At 66.9% G+C, this 15,863-nt stretch carries 13 protein-coding genes; 5 read left to right on the top strand and 8 right to left on the bottom strand.

The genetic code is table 11. The features are described 5' to 3' along the window. Window positions 1–213 precede the first annotated feature (213 nt). A complete protein-coding gene (locus tag VQ065_RS28525) occupies window positions 214–924 on the top strand; it encodes a PqiC family protein (RefSeq protein ID WP_003110318.1) in 711 nt (236 codons plus the stop codon). A gap of 57 nt (window positions 925–981) precedes the next feature. Here the strand turns inward: VQ065_RS28525 and VQ065_RS28520 are convergent, their stop codons facing one another. Together VQ065_RS28520 and VQ065_RS28515 are read right to left on the bottom strand one after the other, a co-directional pair. Then, a complete protein-coding gene (locus VQ065_RS28520) occupies window positions 982–1,518 on the bottom strand; it encodes a metal-dependent hydrolase (RefSeq protein ID WP_003095684.1) in 537 nt (178 codons plus the stop codon). Then, window positions 1,515–3,053, bottom strand: a complete 1,539-nt coding sequence (locus VQ065_RS28515; protein ID WP_003095683.1) for a YtjB family periplasmic protein — start codon at window positions 3,051–3,053, stop codon at window positions 1,515–1,517. The genes VQ065_RS28520 and VQ065_RS28515 overlap by 4 nt, the downstream gene beginning before the upstream one ends. A gap of 220 nt (window positions 3,054–3,273) precedes the next feature. Here VQ065_RS28515 and serB point away from each other — a divergent pair, with 220 nt between their 5' ends. After that, window positions 3,274–4,488 carry a phosphoserine phosphatase SerB gene (gene serB, locus VQ065_RS28510; RefSeq protein WP_003095681.1) on the top strand — a complete coding sequence of 405 codons (1,215 nt, stop codon included), beginning with the start codon at window positions 3,274–3,276 and terminating at the stop codon, window positions 4,486–4,488. Between the two features lie 86 nt (window positions 4,489–4,574). Here the strand turns inward: serB and fimX are convergent, their stop codons facing one another. The 5 genes from fimX to VQ065_RS28485 all read right to left on the bottom strand — a co-directional run bounded on the left by fimX (window position 4,575) and on the right by VQ065_RS28485 (window position 12,131). Beyond that, window positions 4,575–6,650, bottom strand: coding sequence for a cyclic di-GMP-binding protein FimX (gene fimX, locus VQ065_RS28505; RefSeq protein ID WP_003095680.1), 2,076 nt, complete (start codon window positions 6,648–6,650; stop codon window positions 4,575–4,577). Between the two features lie 64 nt (window positions 6,651–6,714). Beyond that, window positions 6,715–8,538: a cyclic-di-GMP receptor FimW gene (gene fimW, locus VQ065_RS28500; RefSeq protein WP_003095679.1), complete on the bottom strand. Its 1,824-nt coding sequence runs from the start codon at window positions 8,536–8,538 to the stop codon at window positions 6,715–6,717. 318 nt (window positions 8,539–8,856) lie between these two features. Then, a complete protein-coding gene (gene asd, locus VQ065_RS28495; RefSeq protein ID WP_003095677.1) occupies window positions 8,857–9,726 on the bottom strand; it encodes an archaetidylserine decarboxylase in 870 nt (289 codons plus the stop codon). A gap of 3 nt (window positions 9,727–9,729) precedes the next feature. After that, the gene (rhdA, locus tag VQ065_RS28490) at window positions 9,730–10,545 is read right to left on the bottom strand and encodes a thiosulfate sulfurtransferase (protein ID WP_003095676.1); all 816 of its coding nucleotides are present in this window, start codon (window positions 10,543–10,545) and stop codon (window positions 9,730–9,732) included. Window positions 10,546–10,619: 74 nt separating this feature from the next. Next, window positions 10,620–12,131, bottom strand: coding sequence for an HDOD domain-containing protein (locus VQ065_RS28485; protein ID WP_003102046.1), 1,512 nt, complete (start codon window positions 12,129–12,131; stop codon window positions 10,620–10,622). 140 nt (window positions 12,132–12,271) lie between these two features. On the opposite strand from VQ065_RS28485, the gene motA reads away from it, so the two are divergent. Together motA and motB are read left to right on the top strand one after the other, a co-directional pair. Further along, the gene (gene motA / locus VQ065_RS28480; protein WP_003095674.1) at window positions 12,272–13,123 is read left to right on the top strand and encodes a flagellar motor stator protein MotA; all 852 of its coding nucleotides are present in this window, start codon (window positions 12,272–12,274) and stop codon (window positions 13,121–13,123) included. 19 nt (window positions 13,124–13,142) lie between these two features. Continuing rightward, window positions 13,143–14,186: a flagellar motor protein MotB gene (gene motB, locus VQ065_RS28475; protein WP_003095673.1), complete on the top strand. Its 1,044-nt coding sequence runs from the start codon at window positions 13,143–13,145 to the stop codon at window positions 14,184–14,186. 3 nt (window positions 14,187–14,189) lie between these two features. Here motB and rsgA read toward each other — a convergent pair whose 3' ends face one another. Further along, a complete protein-coding gene (gene rsgA / locus VQ065_RS28470) occupies window positions 14,190–15,209 on the bottom strand; it encodes a small ribosomal subunit biogenesis GTPase RsgA (RefSeq protein ID WP_003095672.1) in 1,020 nt (339 codons plus the stop codon). 111 nt (window positions 15,210–15,320) lie between these two features. Here rsgA and orn point away from each other — a divergent pair, with 111 nt between their 5' ends. Beyond that, window positions 15,321–15,863: an oligoribonuclease gene (orn, locus tag VQ065_RS28465; RefSeq protein ID WP_003095671.1), complete on the top strand. Its 543-nt coding sequence runs from the start codon at window positions 15,321–15,323 to the stop codon at window positions 15,861–15,863.

Raw genomic sequence — 15,863 nt, 5'->3', positions numbered from 1 at the left:
CGGGGGAATGTCGTCTCCCTGGCGGGTTCCGCCGGGTTTTCCCCTGACGCAGGTGGTCCGAAACCGGTTTCGGAATACGCTCTGCCTCTGGAGCTATGGCGCTGGTTAGGGGATGATACGCCCCTTCGGCCGCCGTTTCCGATGGCGGGTGGCCAGTAGAATTCAAGTCTTGCATCAGTAGTGCCGATCTTCGGCGAAATACGGTGGTTCTCGATGAGCGCGTGGCGCGTCTTCGCATGTCTTTCCCTCGTCAGCCTGCTCGGGCTGACGGGTTGTGCGGTCCATCCGCCGGCCCAGCTCTACCAGTTGGACGTCGGTGCCGCCGCAGTACCGAAAAAGGATGGCGGTGCGGCCGTCCTGCTCGGCCCGGTACAACTGGCCGACTATCTCAAGCGCGATGTGATGGTGCAGCGGCAGGCCGACGGTATTCTCAGCCTGTCCACCGACGCACGCTGGGCCGGCAACCTGGAGACCAATGTCAGCCAGCAACTGCTGCGGCAGATGTCCAGCGAGCTGGGCAGCAGCCGCCTGGCGCTGTTCCCGGAAAAACCTGGTTTCACCCCCCAGGTCCAGGTGATGCTGACCATCAGTCGCCTCGACTCCGGCCCCAAGCAGCCGGCGGTGATCGAGGCGCGCTGGCGCCTGCTGGACCAGAAGGGCGACCTGAAGGACAGCCGGGTGTTCCACGAGGAAGAACGGCACCAGGGCAGCATCGGCGACCAGATCCGTGCCCAGAGCGACCTGCTCAAGCGCCTGGCGGCGCAGTTGGCCAAGGACGTCAAGCCGATCGCCGTGGCGGCCGAGGCGCCGCCGCCGGCGACCGCGCGCAAGCCGGTGGCCAAGCCGAAGGCCAAGGAAGAGGAAGGTCCGAAAATGCCGCTGGTGGTGCCGATTCGCACCGATGCCGAGGTCTATCGGTTCTGATTGTCGAGAGCCGACCAGGAACAAGCCCCGCCGAAGCGGGGCTTTTTCGTTTCGGCGTCAGCGTGAGCGGCGCAACAGGAAGCGCAGGGCCATGCCGGCGAGCGCCAGCAGCAGGCAGGGCAGCCAGACCCAGCGCGCCTCCGATTGCAGCACCAGCAATCCGCGTTCGCTGAGGAAGCGCGACAGACCGATCGGCGACACAGCGATCGGATGGAAGGGCATGAAGTAGCGGGCGTCGCTCCAGGGCCAGAACCAGGCGACGCCCAGCCCGCCATTGGTCATCGCGTCCAGCAGGCTGTGCGAGGCGGTGGCCAGCGCCACCCACAGCCCGGCTTTCAGCGGTCCGCTATGCAGCGGCCGGCAGGCGAGGGCGGCGAGCGCGCCGAGGATCGCGGCGAACAATAGCGAATGGCTGAAGCCGCGATGGCCGAAGGCATCGTGATAGGCGATGCCGAGCTTGAAGGCGACTACGTCGAAGTCCGGCAGGCAGGCGGCGAGCATGCCTGCCAGCAGCAGGCGTGGCGGGATCACCCGGCTGCCAAGGGCCAGTCCCACCGCCAGGACCGGCAGCGGGTGGGTGATCAGGGTGGTCACGGGCGGGCGCGGTCGTGCATGCGCGCCAGTTGGCGCTCGAGCATCGACGGATACGGCTCCAGCAGACGCTCGACGCAGCAGGCTCCTTCCGGACTGGCGATGGCGCGGATACGGGCGCGCTCGCGGACCACCGCGTCGTCGGCGATGCTGCGTTCGACCAGCAGCAGGTTGCGGCTGTGCTGGTTGAGGGCGAGGGCGTTCTGCACGGTTTCGTTGAGCAGCAGGTCGGCCTGGGTCTGTTCGCTGAGGTCTTCGCCGAGGCTCAGGCCCAGTTGCAACTGCAAGGTGATGCCGCTGTCGGCGACCTCGATCTGCAGGGCATGGCCGAGCGCGCGCATCAGTTCACCGCAGCAGAGCGCGTTGGTCAGGTAGTCGGCGCGGTTGTCGCGGCTGTGGAAGAGAATCAGGCTGCCGCCGTCGCTGAGCGTGTGCAGGCTGCCCTTGTACTGGCGGGCGGCCTGTTCCAGGCAGTCGCGATAGCGTTGCAGGAGGTCCACCAGGCGGCTGCGCGGCAACCGGCGCAACTGTTCCTGGGCGCCGAGCTGGATCGCCAGCACTGCACTGTGTTGCGGTTCGCGCGCAGCGGCGGGCGCCGCGGGCTGGTCCCCGGCTTCGGCTCCGTTCTCGTCGAAGGCGTCCTGGTCCAGCGGGTCTTCGTCGATGGAGGTGAATTCCACCGGCTTGGTCTCGTCCAGCAGGGCGTCGCCCAGCGGAATGTCGTCTTCCTCGAAGGCCGAGGCCTCGACCTTGCGGCTGCGCAGGTCGGCTTCGTCGTCCTCCAGCAGGATGTCGTCGAAGTTCTGCGGCAGCGGTGCTTCTTCCGGCTCCGGCGCCGGCGGCTTCTCCGGCACCAGGCGCTCTTCCAGGTCGCGCGCCAGGTCGCCCAGCTCGTTCTGCAGTTCGGCGCCGGGGGCCGGATTGTCCGGATCGCGCAACCAGACACGCAATTGCAACAAGGGTGTGGAAATCTGCCGCCCCAGGCGCAGGCTGAAATACAGGGCGAGGATCAGCAGGATCAGGCTGATCAGGCCCATGCTCTGCAGGCTGATCATCATCGGCTGCTGGAACTGCTGCATGTCCAGGCTGATGCGCAGGTGCCCGGCGATCACTTCCTGGAAGGTGATCGGCGTCGAGTACAGGCCTTCGGTGGCGCCGAGCAGGCTCTGCTTCGGACGGCTGCCGGCCTCGGCGAGGATGCGCTGGTCGACGCTGTAGATCGCCGCATGGGCCACCAGCGGGTTCTTCACCAGGTTGTTCAGCAGCACGTTGAGGCTAAGGATGTCGTTGGACACCAGCAACTCGGTGGCGGACGCGGCGGTCTGGGTGATCAGGCTCTGGCCCAGGGCATCGGCCTGCTGCTGCATGGCCTGGCGAAACTGCATGCCCATGACCCAGGCGTAGATCAGCAGGGCCAGGGCCACCAGGATCAGGCTATGGCTGGCGAGCCGCAGGGCGATCGGGACGCGGCGCTGGCGCAAGGCACGAAACAGCAGGAGGAAGAAATTGTCGGGCTTGACGGACGTGGGCCGGGTCACAGGGGGCTCGGTCTTCTGAAATAGAGGTATCGCGCAGTATAACCAGCGCCCCCCGAGGGGCAAAGGGCCGTTGACGCGCTTTCCAGGCCGCCGCGCGGCGGTTTCGCGGGTTTTCCCGGTCGGTTCCGACCGGTGGTGATGGCAAATGCTCGGCTCTGCGTCTCTCGGGTGTGCGGGAAAGCGGGTAGAATGGCGTCTTTTACCTGGCGGAGCTTACGCCTTGCGCGAAATTGTCCTGATCAACATCACCGGGGAAGACCGCCCCGGTCTCACCGCGGCCATCACCGGCGTACTGGCCCAGGGCGGGGTGAACATCCTCGACATCGGCCAGGCGGTGATCCACGACACCCTGTCGTTCGGCATCCTGGTGGAAATCCCGGATACCGAAGCCGGTTCCTCGGTCCTCAAGGACGTGCTGTTCACCGCCTACAAGCTGGACCAGCAGGTGCGCTTCACCCCGGTCTCGGAAGAGGACTACCGGCAATGGGTCGACGGCCAGGGCAAGGCGCGGCACATCGTGACCCTGCTCACCCGCCGGGTGACTGCCGAGCAACTGCAGAGGGTCAGCTCGATCACCGCCAAGTACGCGCTGAACATCGACCACATCGACCGTCTCTCCGGGCGCATGCCGCTGGACATGCCCGCCGACCAGGGCAAGGGCTGCATCGAGTTCTCGGTACGCGGCGAACCGGCCGATCCGGCGGCGCTGCGTGCGGAATTCCTCAGCGTCGCCCAGGAATTGAACGTCGACATCGCTTTCCAGCAGGACAGCGTGTTCCGCCGCAATCGCCGGCTGGCGGTGTTCGACATGGATTCGACGCTGATCGAGGCGGAAGTCATCGACGAACTGGCCAAGGCCGCCGGCGTCGGCGAGAAGGTCGCCGCGATCACCGAACGGGCGATGCGCGGTGAACTGGACTTCCGCGCCAGCTTCAAGGAGCGCCTGGCGCTGCTGCAGGGACTGTCGGAAGACGTACTGGAGGAGATCGGCGCCTCGCTGCGTCTGACCGAGGGTGCTGAAACCCTGTTCGCCGAACTCAAGCGCCTGGGTTACAAGACCGCCATCCTGTCCGGCGGCTTCACCTATTTCGCCCGTCAATTGCAGGCGAAGCTGGGGATCGACTACGTGTTCGCCAACGAGTTGCAGATCGTCGACGGCAAGGTCACCGGGGTGGCGGTCGAGCCGATCGTCGATGCCCAGCGCAAGGCCGACCTGCTGCGCGAACTGGCGGCGAAGGAAGGTCTGAGCCTGGAGCAGACCATCGCCGTCGGCGACGGCGCCAACGACCTGCCGATGCTCGGCCTGGCCGGCCTGGGCGTGGCGTTCCGCGCCAAGCCGCTGGTCAAGCAGTCGGCCAAGCAGGCGATCTCGACCCTGGGCCTGGACGGCATCCTCTACCTGCTCGGCTACCGCGACCGCGAAGGGCGAGCCTGAGGCCGGCGGGCGCCTCTTGCCGGCCCGGCAGCCACGAACCAGGTCGGTAGAGCGGAAAAGCAACGGGCGCCCAGGGCGCCCGTTCTTCATTCGTCTCCCGAGGAGAAGTCGTAGTCCATCGCCTGGCTCGGCCCCTGCAGGTAGTAGCCCTGGATGTAGGTGGCGCCGGCTTGCCACAGGGTGGCGAGGACGCTGGCGCTCTCGACGAAGGGGACGATGCTGAGCTTCTGCTGTTCGTGCAGTTCGGCGATCAGGCCCTTGAGGATCTCCTGGTTTTCCACCTGGTTGAGGTCCTGGACGAAGGAGCCATCGATCTTGATGAATTGCACGGTCAGGTGCTTCAGCGCGTTGAACGGATTCAGCGAGCAGCCGAACTGGCTGATCGCCGCCTGGCAATGCAGGGTGGCCAGGCCCTGGGTCAGTTGCTTGGCCTGCTTCAGATAGCTGGTGGCGTCGGCTTCGCTGATCTGGAACACCAGCGACTCCGGCGGCAGGCGCGCGGCCTTCAGCGCCACCCCGAGCCAGGGCAGCAGGCCGGGGTCTTGCAGACTGGCGCTGGACAGGTGGACGAACAGCTTGGTCTGGTGCCCCTTGGCGCGATGCTCGGCGAGCAGCTTGATCGAGTTGAGGATCACCCAGCGGTCGATCTTCTCCGCCAGCCCGGCTTCCTTGGCGGCATGCAGGAACTCCGCCGGCGGCACTTCCTGGCCCTGCGGATTGAGCAGGCGCAGGAGCACCTCGTAGTTCTCGTGGCTGTCGCCGCGCAGGCTGATGACTGGCTGGAACAGCAGGCGGAAGCTGTTGGTCTCCAGCGCCTGCTGGAGGATCGCGATGACGTCGCCGCGCTGGGCGGCGGCGGCAAGCTCTTCCGCCGGGTTGTACTGCTTGATCTGCGACCCGCCCTTGCGTGCCGCGTCATCGGCGCAGCGATGCGCACGGTTCATCACGTCCTGGGCCTTGGCGGTCTTCTCGTCGAGACCGGCGACGCCGATGCTGAGGGTGGCCTGGGCGCTGCGGCCGTTCAGCTCGAAAAGGTGGTTCTCGACTTTCTTCAGCAGTCGTTGCAGTGCCGCTTGCGCCTGCTCGGGAGTCTTGCCCTTGAACAGGGCGGCGAAGATCGAATCGCCGAAACGCGCCAGGTCGGCTTCCTCGCCGAACTGTTCGCGCATCAGTCCGGCCAACTGGCCGAGCAGCAGGTCGATCCCGGAAAGCCCGTGGTCGGCCTGGAGCGAGGGGTAGCCGTTGAGATGGATATAGGCCAGGGTCGACGGCTTGCGGGCGGTCACCGCCTGCTGCACGGCGGCATCCATCAGGTCGAGGAAGTGGCTGCGGTTGTAGAGTCCGGTGACTGGGTCCTGGCTGCTGACTTCGCGGAGCTTTTCTTCCAGTTCGGCGTTGTCGACCTCGCCGCGGATCACCACCTGGATGCAGGGTTCGCCGTCGTAGGTGGCGGCGGAGAGGCTGATGCGCGCCTTGAATTCCTGGCCGTCGAGCTTGACCCCGGTGCAAACCAGTTCGGTCTGGCGCTGGTCGTTCTGGTAGCCCTTGAGGAAATCCTTGAAGGCGCCCTGGTCGCAGGAGGCGATCAGGTCGATGACCGGCAGGCCTTCCAGTTCCTCGGCGTCCTCGTAGCCGAACAGCGCCATGTAGGAGCGGTTGGCGTAGATGTGCATGCCGTCGTGGACGTAGGTGATGGCGTCGACCGAGCTGTCGAGCAGCAACTGGCAGCGTTTTTCCGCCTCGCGCAGGGCCAGTTCGGCGGCGCGGCGCGCGCGGCGTTCGGCGAGGCCGGCCAGCTCGCGGTTGGCGACCAGCACCAGGCGCTCGTCCTCGCCTTGCGGCAGGGCGTCCTGGGCGCCGAGCATCAAGGCGTCGGTGATGGCGTCGGAGCTGTTGTCGGCCACCAGCTGGATGAACGGGATGTCGCGCGACTGGCGGCGCAAGGTGGCGAGCGCCTCGCCGGGCTCGAGACACTCGCTGGTCGGCGCGGCGATCAGCAGGTCCCAGCTTTGCTGGAGGGTCTCGGCGAGGTCCTCGGGAGAGGTCAGTCGATGTACGCGGGTCGCGTGGCCGGCATTGCGGAACAGACTGACCAGGCGTTCGGCTTCGTTCTGCGAGTCTTCCAGAATCAGCAGGCGGATGGTTTTCTTTTCGATGGCCATGGAAAGGGCTCAGTCCGCGTCCGGGCGGGCGCGAAAAGACGGCGAATGGAGGTGTCGGGGCAATCTACAGAGACTTCCAGAGCGAGTCAAAATCTTCCTCCCCCGCAGGCGGCCGGGCCACTGGCGCTGTGACCGGCTTATCGCTCGGGGTGTTCACCGGTTCCGCCGAACGGTATTCGAACTGGCTGAAGCTGCCGGTCGAGGCCTGCCGGCGATTCAGCACCGCGCGCCGCTCCTCGCCGTGCAGGTTGATCTGCACCCGGCTGCCCTCCTGGAACGGCAGGCGCGGGGTGATCACCGTCGCCGGCCGCGAGATCGCGGCGATTTCCGGCAGCAGCAGGGCGCGCAGGTAGTGGCTGCTCTGCTCGGTCTTGCGCAGCAGTTGCAGGCCGCAGGGCTGCGCCGCCGGGGCGATCATCTCGATGCCCATCTGCGTGCCGCCATTGCGCACCTGGCGGATCCAGCGCACCACCGCGATGCTCCACGCCTGGCCGGGAAGGTCCTGCAGGCCGACCAGTTCGCCCGCCTGCAGTTGGGCGGGCACCTCCTTTGGCCAGCTCAGGCAATAACCGCCGGGGCTGTGGTTGACGATGGGCAGGGCGTAGGTCGGATAGTCCTCGGTGGCGTCAGTCTGTGCGTGGGCCTGCGGGTGATCGGGCTGCCCACCGCGGGGCGACTGGTGCGGGCGGTACTCGATTTCCTCCAGCGGCATGCCGGGCTGCCAGTCGGTGACCTTCTGCGCATCGAAGGCGCCGGCCCAGGCGTCCTGGACGTCGGCCTTGAAGCGAGGCGCCTCGGGCGCTTCCTGGATCTGCAGGACCTCGTTGAACGGGCGGCGCCCGGCGAGGAAGTAGTGCAGGGCGCTCATGCCGATGCACAGGGTCAACTGGCCCTGGCCCTGGGTGCGCTGGAAGGTACGTTCGGCGATGTCACCCCAGGCCGAGGAGAGATGTTGCAGCAGGTCCAGGGTCACCCCTTCGATCAGCGGCAGGCGCGCCTTCGCGCGCTCGGCCTCGGGCTGCAGCAGGTATTCGCGGATCAGTTCGACCAGCGGCTGGGTGTCGATGCCCAGGGCATTGGCCAGTTGGGTCTCCGGGTACAGCGAGCGGTAGCGCGGCGGGCCGTCGATCTGCGGCACGGCGATGAACAGCGAGCCGGGCAGCGCCGCGCTCTGTATCGACAGCAATTGGCTCCAGGGTTCGAGCACCTCGGCGAGCCGTGCAATGTTGTTCTGGCGCATCTGGTTGCAGCGCGCGCAGCCGAGCAGCAGCGGTATCAGGTAGGCCTGCTCGACGCTCAGGCCGGGGGTGTGCTTGGCCAGTTCGTCGCGCACCGCGAGACGATGCACACCGCGCTGGCTGGCCAACTGGTACAGCTGGTGGAGTTCCAGCCAAAGCCCCTCGGGGACCGGGCAGTACAACTGGCTGGCACGGATCAGCGGGCCGCACAGGCTGCGGATCGCCCGCTGGATACCGACCGCGAGCAACTGCGCGCGGTCGCGGCTGTTGCGCGGCGCTTCCTGGACCACGATCAGCTTGTAGCCGATGGCCAGGTGGTTCTGCAGGGCCTGGCAGAGGTTGGCGATCTTGCGCGGCCGTTCGTCGAGGACGATGGCCTGGTTGAGGAAGTGCCGTTCCAGGTGGGCGCAGACGAAATGCACCTCTGGACGGAACAGTTCGAGCAGTTGCAGGCGGGCCTCGACGGGCAGCACCAACTGGTTGAGTTCGATCAGGCCCTGGTAGAGCTGGCGCGCGGTTTCCCCGAGGTTGGCCTTGGGCAGGTGCGCCAGCCAGTACTTGATGTCCTTCGGGGTGGCGTCGCAGAAGCTCAGGTTCTGCTGCGTCGGAGTGGGGACGCGCAACGAGAGGTGGGGGCTCTGGTTTTCCATGGGGGGTTAGACGGCTCCGCTACTGAAAAGGCTCTACGGGGGGTTGAAGCCCCGGAGAGGTGCCGGACTTCCGATCGCCGCGGCTGCGCCTCCTCTTTCTTAACACGGGAGGCGGGTTCATCGTCGTGGCCAGGACAGGAACTGTGCGGCAGTCCGCTTTCCTGACCGAGGGGGTCGGCACAGGCTCGATAGGACCTTTCCGAACTCTAGCAGCATCGAAATGGACCCGCAGCCTTCGGACGCCACGATCCCGCCGGGAGGTTCCGGCGGCGGGGAGAGATGGGACGGAGACGCTCGGGGCGCTCCGTCCCGGCGAGGTCAGGACTGTTTCGGCAGGGCCAGGCATTCGCCCATGCGCACCGGGCTCGCTGCCCCGAGGCCGTCGTTGAACGCGACCTGCTGCGGGCCGAACAGGACGATGGCGGTGGAGCCCAGCTTGAAGCGACCGAGCTCGGCGCCTTTTTCCAGGCGGATCGGCGCACGGGCGGCTTCGTCGTAGCGGAAGGTCTTCAGTTCGCGCTTCGGCGGCGTAACCAGGCCGGCCCAGACGGTTTCGATGGAGGCCACGATCATCGCGCCCACCAGCACCACGGCCATCGGACCGCGCTCGGTGTCGAACAGGCAGACCACCCGCTCGTTGCGGGCGAACAGCTCGGGAACGTTTTCCGCGGTGGTCTGGTTCACCGAGAACAGCCGGCCGGGAACGTAGACCATCTCGCGCAGGGTGCCGGCCAGCGGCATGTGCACGCGGTGGTAGTCCCGGGGGGACAGGTAGACGGTGGCGAAGTCGCCGCCCATGAAGGGCGCGGCCAGTTCGGCGTCGCCGCCGAGCAGTTCGGCCAGGCTGTAGCTGTGGCCTTTGGCCTGGAAGATCCGCCCGTGCTCGATCGGGCCGAGCTGGCTGATCGCGCCATCGGCCGGGCAGAGCACCGCGCCGGGCTCCTGGGCCAGCGGGCGGGCGCCATCCTTCAGGGCGCGGGTGAAGAAGGCATTGAAATGTTCATAGGCCTGCAGGTCCTCGACCTGCGCTTCGCGCATGTCGACCTGGTAGCGCCGGGCGAACCAGGCGATCAGGCGGTCCTTGAACCAAGTCGCCCGGCAGTCGGCGGCGAAGCCGATCAGCCGGGACAGCAGGTGGTGCGGCAGCAGGTACTGGCTGCAGATGAACAGACGATCTTTGAACGACATTCCTCAAACCTCTACAGGGGTATCGGGGTGGTTGCCCCATTCCGACCAGGAGCCGGCGTAGCCTTTGACCCGCGGGTAGCCCAGCGCCTTGGCCACCAGGTAGGTGAAGCCGGAGCGATGGTGGGTCTGGCAGTGGGTGATCACTTCCTTGTCCGGCGTAATGCCGAGGTCCTCCAGGACTTCGGCGATATCCGCGCGGATGCGCAGGGCGCGAGCCGGGTCCATGCCGGCGGTCCATTCGAAATTGATCGCGCCGGGCACATGCCCGGCCTTCGCGGCGAGCACCTTGGTACCGGCGTATTCGCTGGGGTTGCGCGCATCCCATACCGCTAGGTCGGCGGCGCCGAGGCGGCTTTGCAGGTATTCGCGGGTCGCGCTGGGCTCGTCGTGCAACGTCAGCGGCAGCGGGCCGCCGACAGGCGCCGGGACCTCGCGGTCGAGCACCTGGGCGTCGGCGATCCAGGCCGGCAGGCCGCCGTTGAGATAGTGGTAGCGGTGGTGGCCGATCACGTCCAGCAGCCAGATGAAGCGGCCCGCCCAGCCGCCGCCTTCGTCGTCGTAGACCACGTAGGTCGCCTCCGGGCGGTGGCCCAGCTCGCCGAACAGGGCTTCCAGGTCGGCCTTGGCCGGTAGCAGGCCGGGTGCCGGGGGTTGTCCCCACTGGGTGCGTTTGGGGTCGACGAAACGCGCGCCGGGGATATGCCCTTCGGCGTAGCGGGCGGCACTGGTCAGGTCGACCAGGATCAGCTCGGGCGCGCCCAGGCGCGGCGCGAGATCGCTGGGCTCGATCACCAATGGCAGGTCGGAGAAGACGGACATGCGAGTACCCCCGGGTTGAAGAAGGGCAGCAGTTTAACGGAAAGCGCGCCCGACCAGTGTGCCGGGCATGTCCCTCATTCCGTGCGGCGCTGGCGGCCGAACTGCTGGATCGCGCGCTCGGTGCACTGGGCGGTCTTGGCGAAGGCCTGGGCATGCAGGTCGCTGAACGGCTGGCCGCCGAGGTCGGCCAGGACCAGCATCACCACCCGCGAGCCGTTGCCCAGCGAGCGCAGCAGCAGGTGAGGTCCGGGGAACAGTTGGCGCAAGGGTTCGCCGAGGGCCGGCAGCAACTGGTCCTGGTTGTTCGGGCCGATGCGCAGCAGGGCAGGCTGCTGGAACAGTTTCTTCAGCAGCGGGCTGCTGGCAATCTCCAGTTGCAATTTCTCCTGGCCCGGTTCGAGTCCGGCGCTCTGCTGCGCCAGCACGTGTACCTGTGTGCGATCGGCCACCAGCAGCAGCATCCTTTGCAGGCCGCAGGCGCGCAGCGCATCGCGGGCACAGGCGGTGAGCTGCACCACGTTGCTGAACGGGCTGGGCTCGCGGAGCAACTCGGCGCAATGCTGCCGCCACTCGGCCAGGGCTTCCGCCGAGGGCGGCGGCGGGGGCGCCGCTTCGGCACGCCAGCGGCTGGCCTGCCAGGGCCAGATCAAGGCCACCGCCGGATGCCACAGCGGCGGCCGGGCGTGCAGGCGCGCGCTTTGCGCGGCGAGCATGTGCACCTGCTGCTGGACTTCGGTCAGCGGCTGGCCCAGGTACAGACCGGTCAGGCGCTGCCAGCGCAGCATGTGCGGCCCGTCCCAGCTCTGGTGCGCGGCGATGGCCAGGCCATTGGCGAGGAGAGTGCAGTTGGCCGGCTGGGTCAGCCAGCGGGCGAGATCGGGCTGGGCATCGAGTTGCTGTTGCTGGAGCAGGGGCGACTGATGGTCGCGGGCGATACGCAGGGCTCGAACCAGCAGGCGACGGTCGCAGGCGAGCAGGCGATAGCCCTGGATGACCCACTGCGGTAGCCGCCAGCGTTCGGCCAGCGCCAGGCAGATCGGCAGCAGGCGCATGCCGAGCAGTTCGCGCTCCACTCGCAGGGTCGGTTCGCCCTGTACCAGCACGCGTTGCTGCCATTGCTCCAGCAGCTGCGGGCGGGCGTTGGCCAGCGCCCAGACCGGAGCCATGGTCAGCAGGCTGCCCCAGTGGATTTCCTGCCAGAGCCTGGCCAGGCGCGCGCCGAACAGGCCGCTGGCCTGCTGCATGGCGTGCTGGCTGATCAGCAGCATCTGCCCGAGGACCCTGGGCATCTCCGCATCCTGGATGCTCGGCAGGGTCTTCAGAAGTTGGCTCGCGCGCGCCAGGCCGAGGCGGCTGAGGGCCACCTCCAGGCTTTCCGCGGGGTTGTCGCGGGCGCTCTCGGCGCGATTGGCCTCGCGCAGGATGGACAACGCCAGCGTCGGGCTGCCCTGCAACTGGTCGGCGATCTCGCGCAGCGAGCGGCGGCTGTCGCTCAGCGCGGCGTGCAGGCCGGCATAGTGGCTGGCGGGGATCGGCAGGGGTTGCCGGTCGAGCTCTTCGAGCCAGGCGGCGAGGCGGTCTGTCATGGGTGTCGGGCTCGGTGTCGGCGAGGCGGCGAACTGGCTTTTCGAGTATTCGGACTATAGTCTTGCGGCTAGCAACCGATAACAAGAGGGAGCCTAGCAGTCCCCCTCCTTATCCTGTTCATTTCGCACGTCCGGTCCTCATGTCAAAAATCATCGGCATCATCGTCGTTTTCGCCAGTGTCCTCGGGGGCTTCCTGCTCTCCGGCGGCAAGATCGGCGCCATCATCCAGCCCTTCGAGGTCCTGATCATCGGCGGTGCGGCACTGGGGGCGTTCCTCCAGGCCAACCCGGGCAGCACGTTCATGGTGGTGCTGAAGAAAGCGCCGAAGATGTTCAGCAACCGCTTTACCCAGACCTACTACCTCGAGGTGCTGGGCATGCTCTACGAGATCCTCAACAAGAGCCGGCGCGAAGGGATGATGGCGATCGAGGCGGACATCGAGGACCCCGCGGCCAGTCCCATCTTCAGCAAGTACCCCGGCGTGCTGAAGGACGAACGGATGACCGCCTATGTCTGCGACTACCTGCGCATCATGTCCTCCGGCAACATGGCGCCGCACGAGCTGGAAGGCCTGTTCGACATGGAGCTGTCCAGTCTCAAGGAGGACCTGGAGCATCCGTCCCACGCGGTGACCAAGGTCGCCGACGCCCTGCCGGGCTTCGGTATCGTCGCCGCGGTACTCGGCATCGTCATCACCATGGCGTTGCTTGGCGAAGGCAGCCAGGCGGAGATCGGCCACCACGTCGCCGCCGCCCTGGTGGGTACCTTCCTCGGGATTCTCGCCGCCTACGGCTTCGTCGGCCCGCTGGCCGTCGCGCTGGAGCACGATGCCAAGGAAGAGTTGAACATGTTCGAGGCGATCAAGGCCTGCCTGGTCGCTTCCGCTTCCGGCATGCCGCCTTCGCTGGCCGTCGAGTTCGGCCGCAAGGTGCTGCTGCCCGCCCATCGGCCGACCTTCGCCGAGCTCGAGCAGGCCGTGCGTGGCCGCTGAGTGGAGGCACTGTCGATAGATGGACAATAACCAGCCGATCATCGTCAAGCGCGTCAAGCGCTATGCCGCCGGCCACCACGGCGGCTCGTGGAAGATCGCCTTCGCCGACTTCGCCACGGCGATGATGGCGTTCTTCCTGGTGCTCTGGCTGCTGTCTTCGGCCACCCCGGAGCAGAAGAAGGCGATTTCCGGATACTTCCAGGACCCCATCGGTTTCAGCGAAAGCGCCAGCCCCTACGTCATCGACCTCGGCGGCACGCCGACGCCGGCGCCGGACAAGACCCTCAATCCGCAGGTCCAGGCCCAGCCGGACTCCAACGAAAGCCGGATCAGCCCCGAGCAGGACCACCAGGTCAACGCCGACCAGGCCGAGAACCTCGCCGAGCAGGTTGAGCGAGAGCGCCTGGCGCTGCTGCTGCAGGAGTTGCAGAACAAGGTCGACGAAAATCCGATGCTCAAGGACTTCAAGGACCAGATCCACTTCGAGATCACCCGCGACGGCCTGCGCATCCAGATCGTCGACGCCGCCAACCGGCCGATGTTCGACCTCGGCAGCGCGCGCCTGCAGCCGTATTTCGAGGACATCCTGCTGGCCATGGCCGAGACCATCCGCCAGGTGCCGAACAAGATCAGCATCAGCGGCCACACCGACGCCAAGCCCTATGCCGGCAACGGTGACTTCGGCAACTGGGAGCTATCGGCCAATCGCGCCAACGCCGCGCGCCGTGCGCTGGTCGCCGGCGGCTATCCGGAAGGGCAGATCGCCCAGGTTGTCGGATATGCCTCGGCACGCCTGTTCGACGACAAGGACCCGCTGAACCCGGTGAACCGGCGGATCGACATCGTGGTCCTGACCCGCAAGGCGCAGAAGGCCATCGAAGGCGAGACCGGCGCTCCCGAAGCCAGCGCCCCCGCGGCTGCCCCGGGCGAGCAGCCGAAGCCGGCTGCCGAGGCACCGGCGGCGGGCGCGCAACCTTCGCTACCGGCGGACGAGGTGCAGAAGAAGCTCAACCTGTTCGACGACGGCGGCAGCCTGAAGCTGGAGCAGATCAAGGGCGACTGAGGTTCAGTAATCCGTTTCCGGCATGCTTGCCAGGATGTGCCGGTAGCTGGCCATGCGTTGCGGCATGATGCGCCCGTCCTCCAGGGCCTGGAGCAGGGCGCAACCTGGTTCACGGTCGTGCTTGCAGTCGCGGAAGCGGCAATGCCCGAGCAGGTCGCGGAACTCGATGAAACCGGCCTCGACGTCGTCTCGCGACACGTGCCCCAGGCCGAACTCACGGATGCCGGGCGAGTCGATCAGGTCGCCGCCGCCGGGAAAATGGAACAGTCGCGCGGTGGTGGTGGTATGGGTGCCCTTGCCGGTCACCGTGGAGAGGTCGCCGACACGGGTGTCGACACCCGGCAACAAGGCATTCACCAGCGACGACTTGCCTACCCCGGACTGCCCGACGAAGACGCTCACGTGAGCGTCCAGCGCGCCGCGCAGTTCGTCCATCGCCAGGCCATTGAAGGCCGATACCTCGATCAGCGGATAACCCAGGGTGCGGTAGACATTCAGCAGCGCATCGATGCCTTCGGCATTGCTCTCGTCGACCAGGTCGGCCTTGTTCAGCAGCAGCAACGGCTGGATGCCGGCATGTTCGGCGGCGATCAGGTAGCGGTCGATCAGGTTGGCGTGCGGTTCGGGACGCGGGGCGAAGACGATGACGATGCGGTCGACGTTGGCCGCTACCGGCTTGAGCAGCCCGCGCATGTCCGGGCGGCACAGCTCGGAGCGACGTGGCAATTGCGCGACGATCACGCCGATGCCCTGGTTGCCGGCACGCCAGACCACCTGGTCGCCGGTCACCAGTGCCGGCAGGTTGGCGCGCAGGTGACAGCGGGAAACCTGGCCGTCGGCGGACTCGACCTCTACCTGAACCCCGAAATGAGCGATCACCTGGCCGGTCTGCTCCGGTCCCAGGTCGCCGCCTTCCAGCTCGTCCACGGCACGCGACTCGCGACGGGCCGCCCGGGCCGCGCGTTCTTCCTGGATCTTTTCGATGCGCCAGCTCTGCCGGCGGGTCAAGTGGCGTTTGGCCATGATGCGTCCGCATGAAAAATCGGCGGCGAGTTTAACATGGGCGCGCCGCCATCATTCGCGCGGCGGCGTTCCACGCTAGAATGCACGGCATAGCGACTGGAGCGACTCCCCATGCAGAACCCGCAGAACCTTATCTGGATCGACCTGGAGATGACCGGCCTCGATCCGGACCGGGACGTCATCATCGAGATGGCCACCATCGTCACCGACAGTGACCTCAACACCCTGGCCGAAGGACCGGTGATCGCCATCCACCAGCCAGAGGAAATCCTCGCCGGCATGGACGAGTGGAATACCCGCCAGCACGGCCAATCCGGCCTGACCCAGAGGGTTCGGGAAAGTACCGTGAGCATGGCCGAGGCCGAGGCGCAGACCCTGGCCTTCCTCGAGCAGTGGGTGCCCAAGCGCAGCTCGCCGATCTGCGGCAACAGCATCTGCCAGGACCGCCGCTTCCTCTATAGGCACATGCCCAGGCTGGAAGGCTACTTCCACTACCGCAACCTCGACGTCTCCACCCTCAAGGAGCTGGCTGCGCGCTGGGCGCCGCAGGTCCGCGAGAGCTTCAAGAAGGGCAACACCCACCTGGCGCTGGACGATATCCGCGAGTCGATCGCCGAGCTGCGCCACTATCGCGACCACTTCATCAAGCTCTGA

Origin of the sequence: Pseudomonas sp. KBN10P06128 (genome assembly GCF_037574945.1) — a bacterium.
GTDB classification, from domain to species: Bacteria; Pseudomonadota; Gammaproteobacteria; order Pseudomonadales; family Pseudomonadaceae; genus Pseudomonas; species Pseudomonas aeruginosa.
Note: the sequence above shows the minus strand (reverse complement) of the source record. Positions and strands in the feature narration are given on the sequence as shown.

Coding starts and splice junctions, on each gene's coding strand:
- rsgA (WP_003095672.1), bottom strand. CDS start 15,209: ATGGCCAAACGCCACTTGACCCGCCGGCAGAGCTGGCGCATCGAAAAG.
- motB (WP_003095673.1), top strand. CDS start 13,143: ATGGACAATAACCAGCCGATCATCGTCAAGCGCGTCAAGCGCTATGCC.
- VQ065_RS28525 (WP_003110318.1), top strand. CDS start 214: ATGAGCGCGTGGCGCGTCTTCGCATGTCTTTCCCTCGTCAGCCTGCTC.
- fimW (WP_003095679.1), bottom strand. CDS start 8,538: ATGGAAAACCAGAGCCCCCACCTCTCGTTGCGCGTCCCCACTCCGACG.
- VQ065_RS28485 (WP_003102046.1), bottom strand. CDS start 12,131: ATGACAGACCGCCTCGCCGCCTGGCTCGAAGAGCTCGACCGGCAACCC.
- rhdA (WP_003095676.1), bottom strand. CDS start 10,545: ATGTCCGTCTTCTCCGACCTGCCATTGGTGATCGAGCCCAGCGATCTC.
- fimX (WP_003095680.1), bottom strand. CDS start 6,650: ATGGCCATCGAAAAGAAAACCATCCGCCTGCTGATTCTGGAAGACTCG.
- orn (WP_003095671.1), top strand. CDS start 15,321: ATGCAGAACCCGCAGAACCTTATCTGGATCGACCTGGAGATGACCGGC.
- asd (WP_003095677.1), bottom strand. CDS start 9,726: ATGTCGTTCAAAGATCGTCTGTTCATCTGCAGCCAGTACCTGCTGCCG.
- motA (WP_003095674.1), top strand. CDS start 12,272: ATGTCAAAAATCATCGGCATCATCGTCGTTTTCGCCAGTGTCCTCGGG.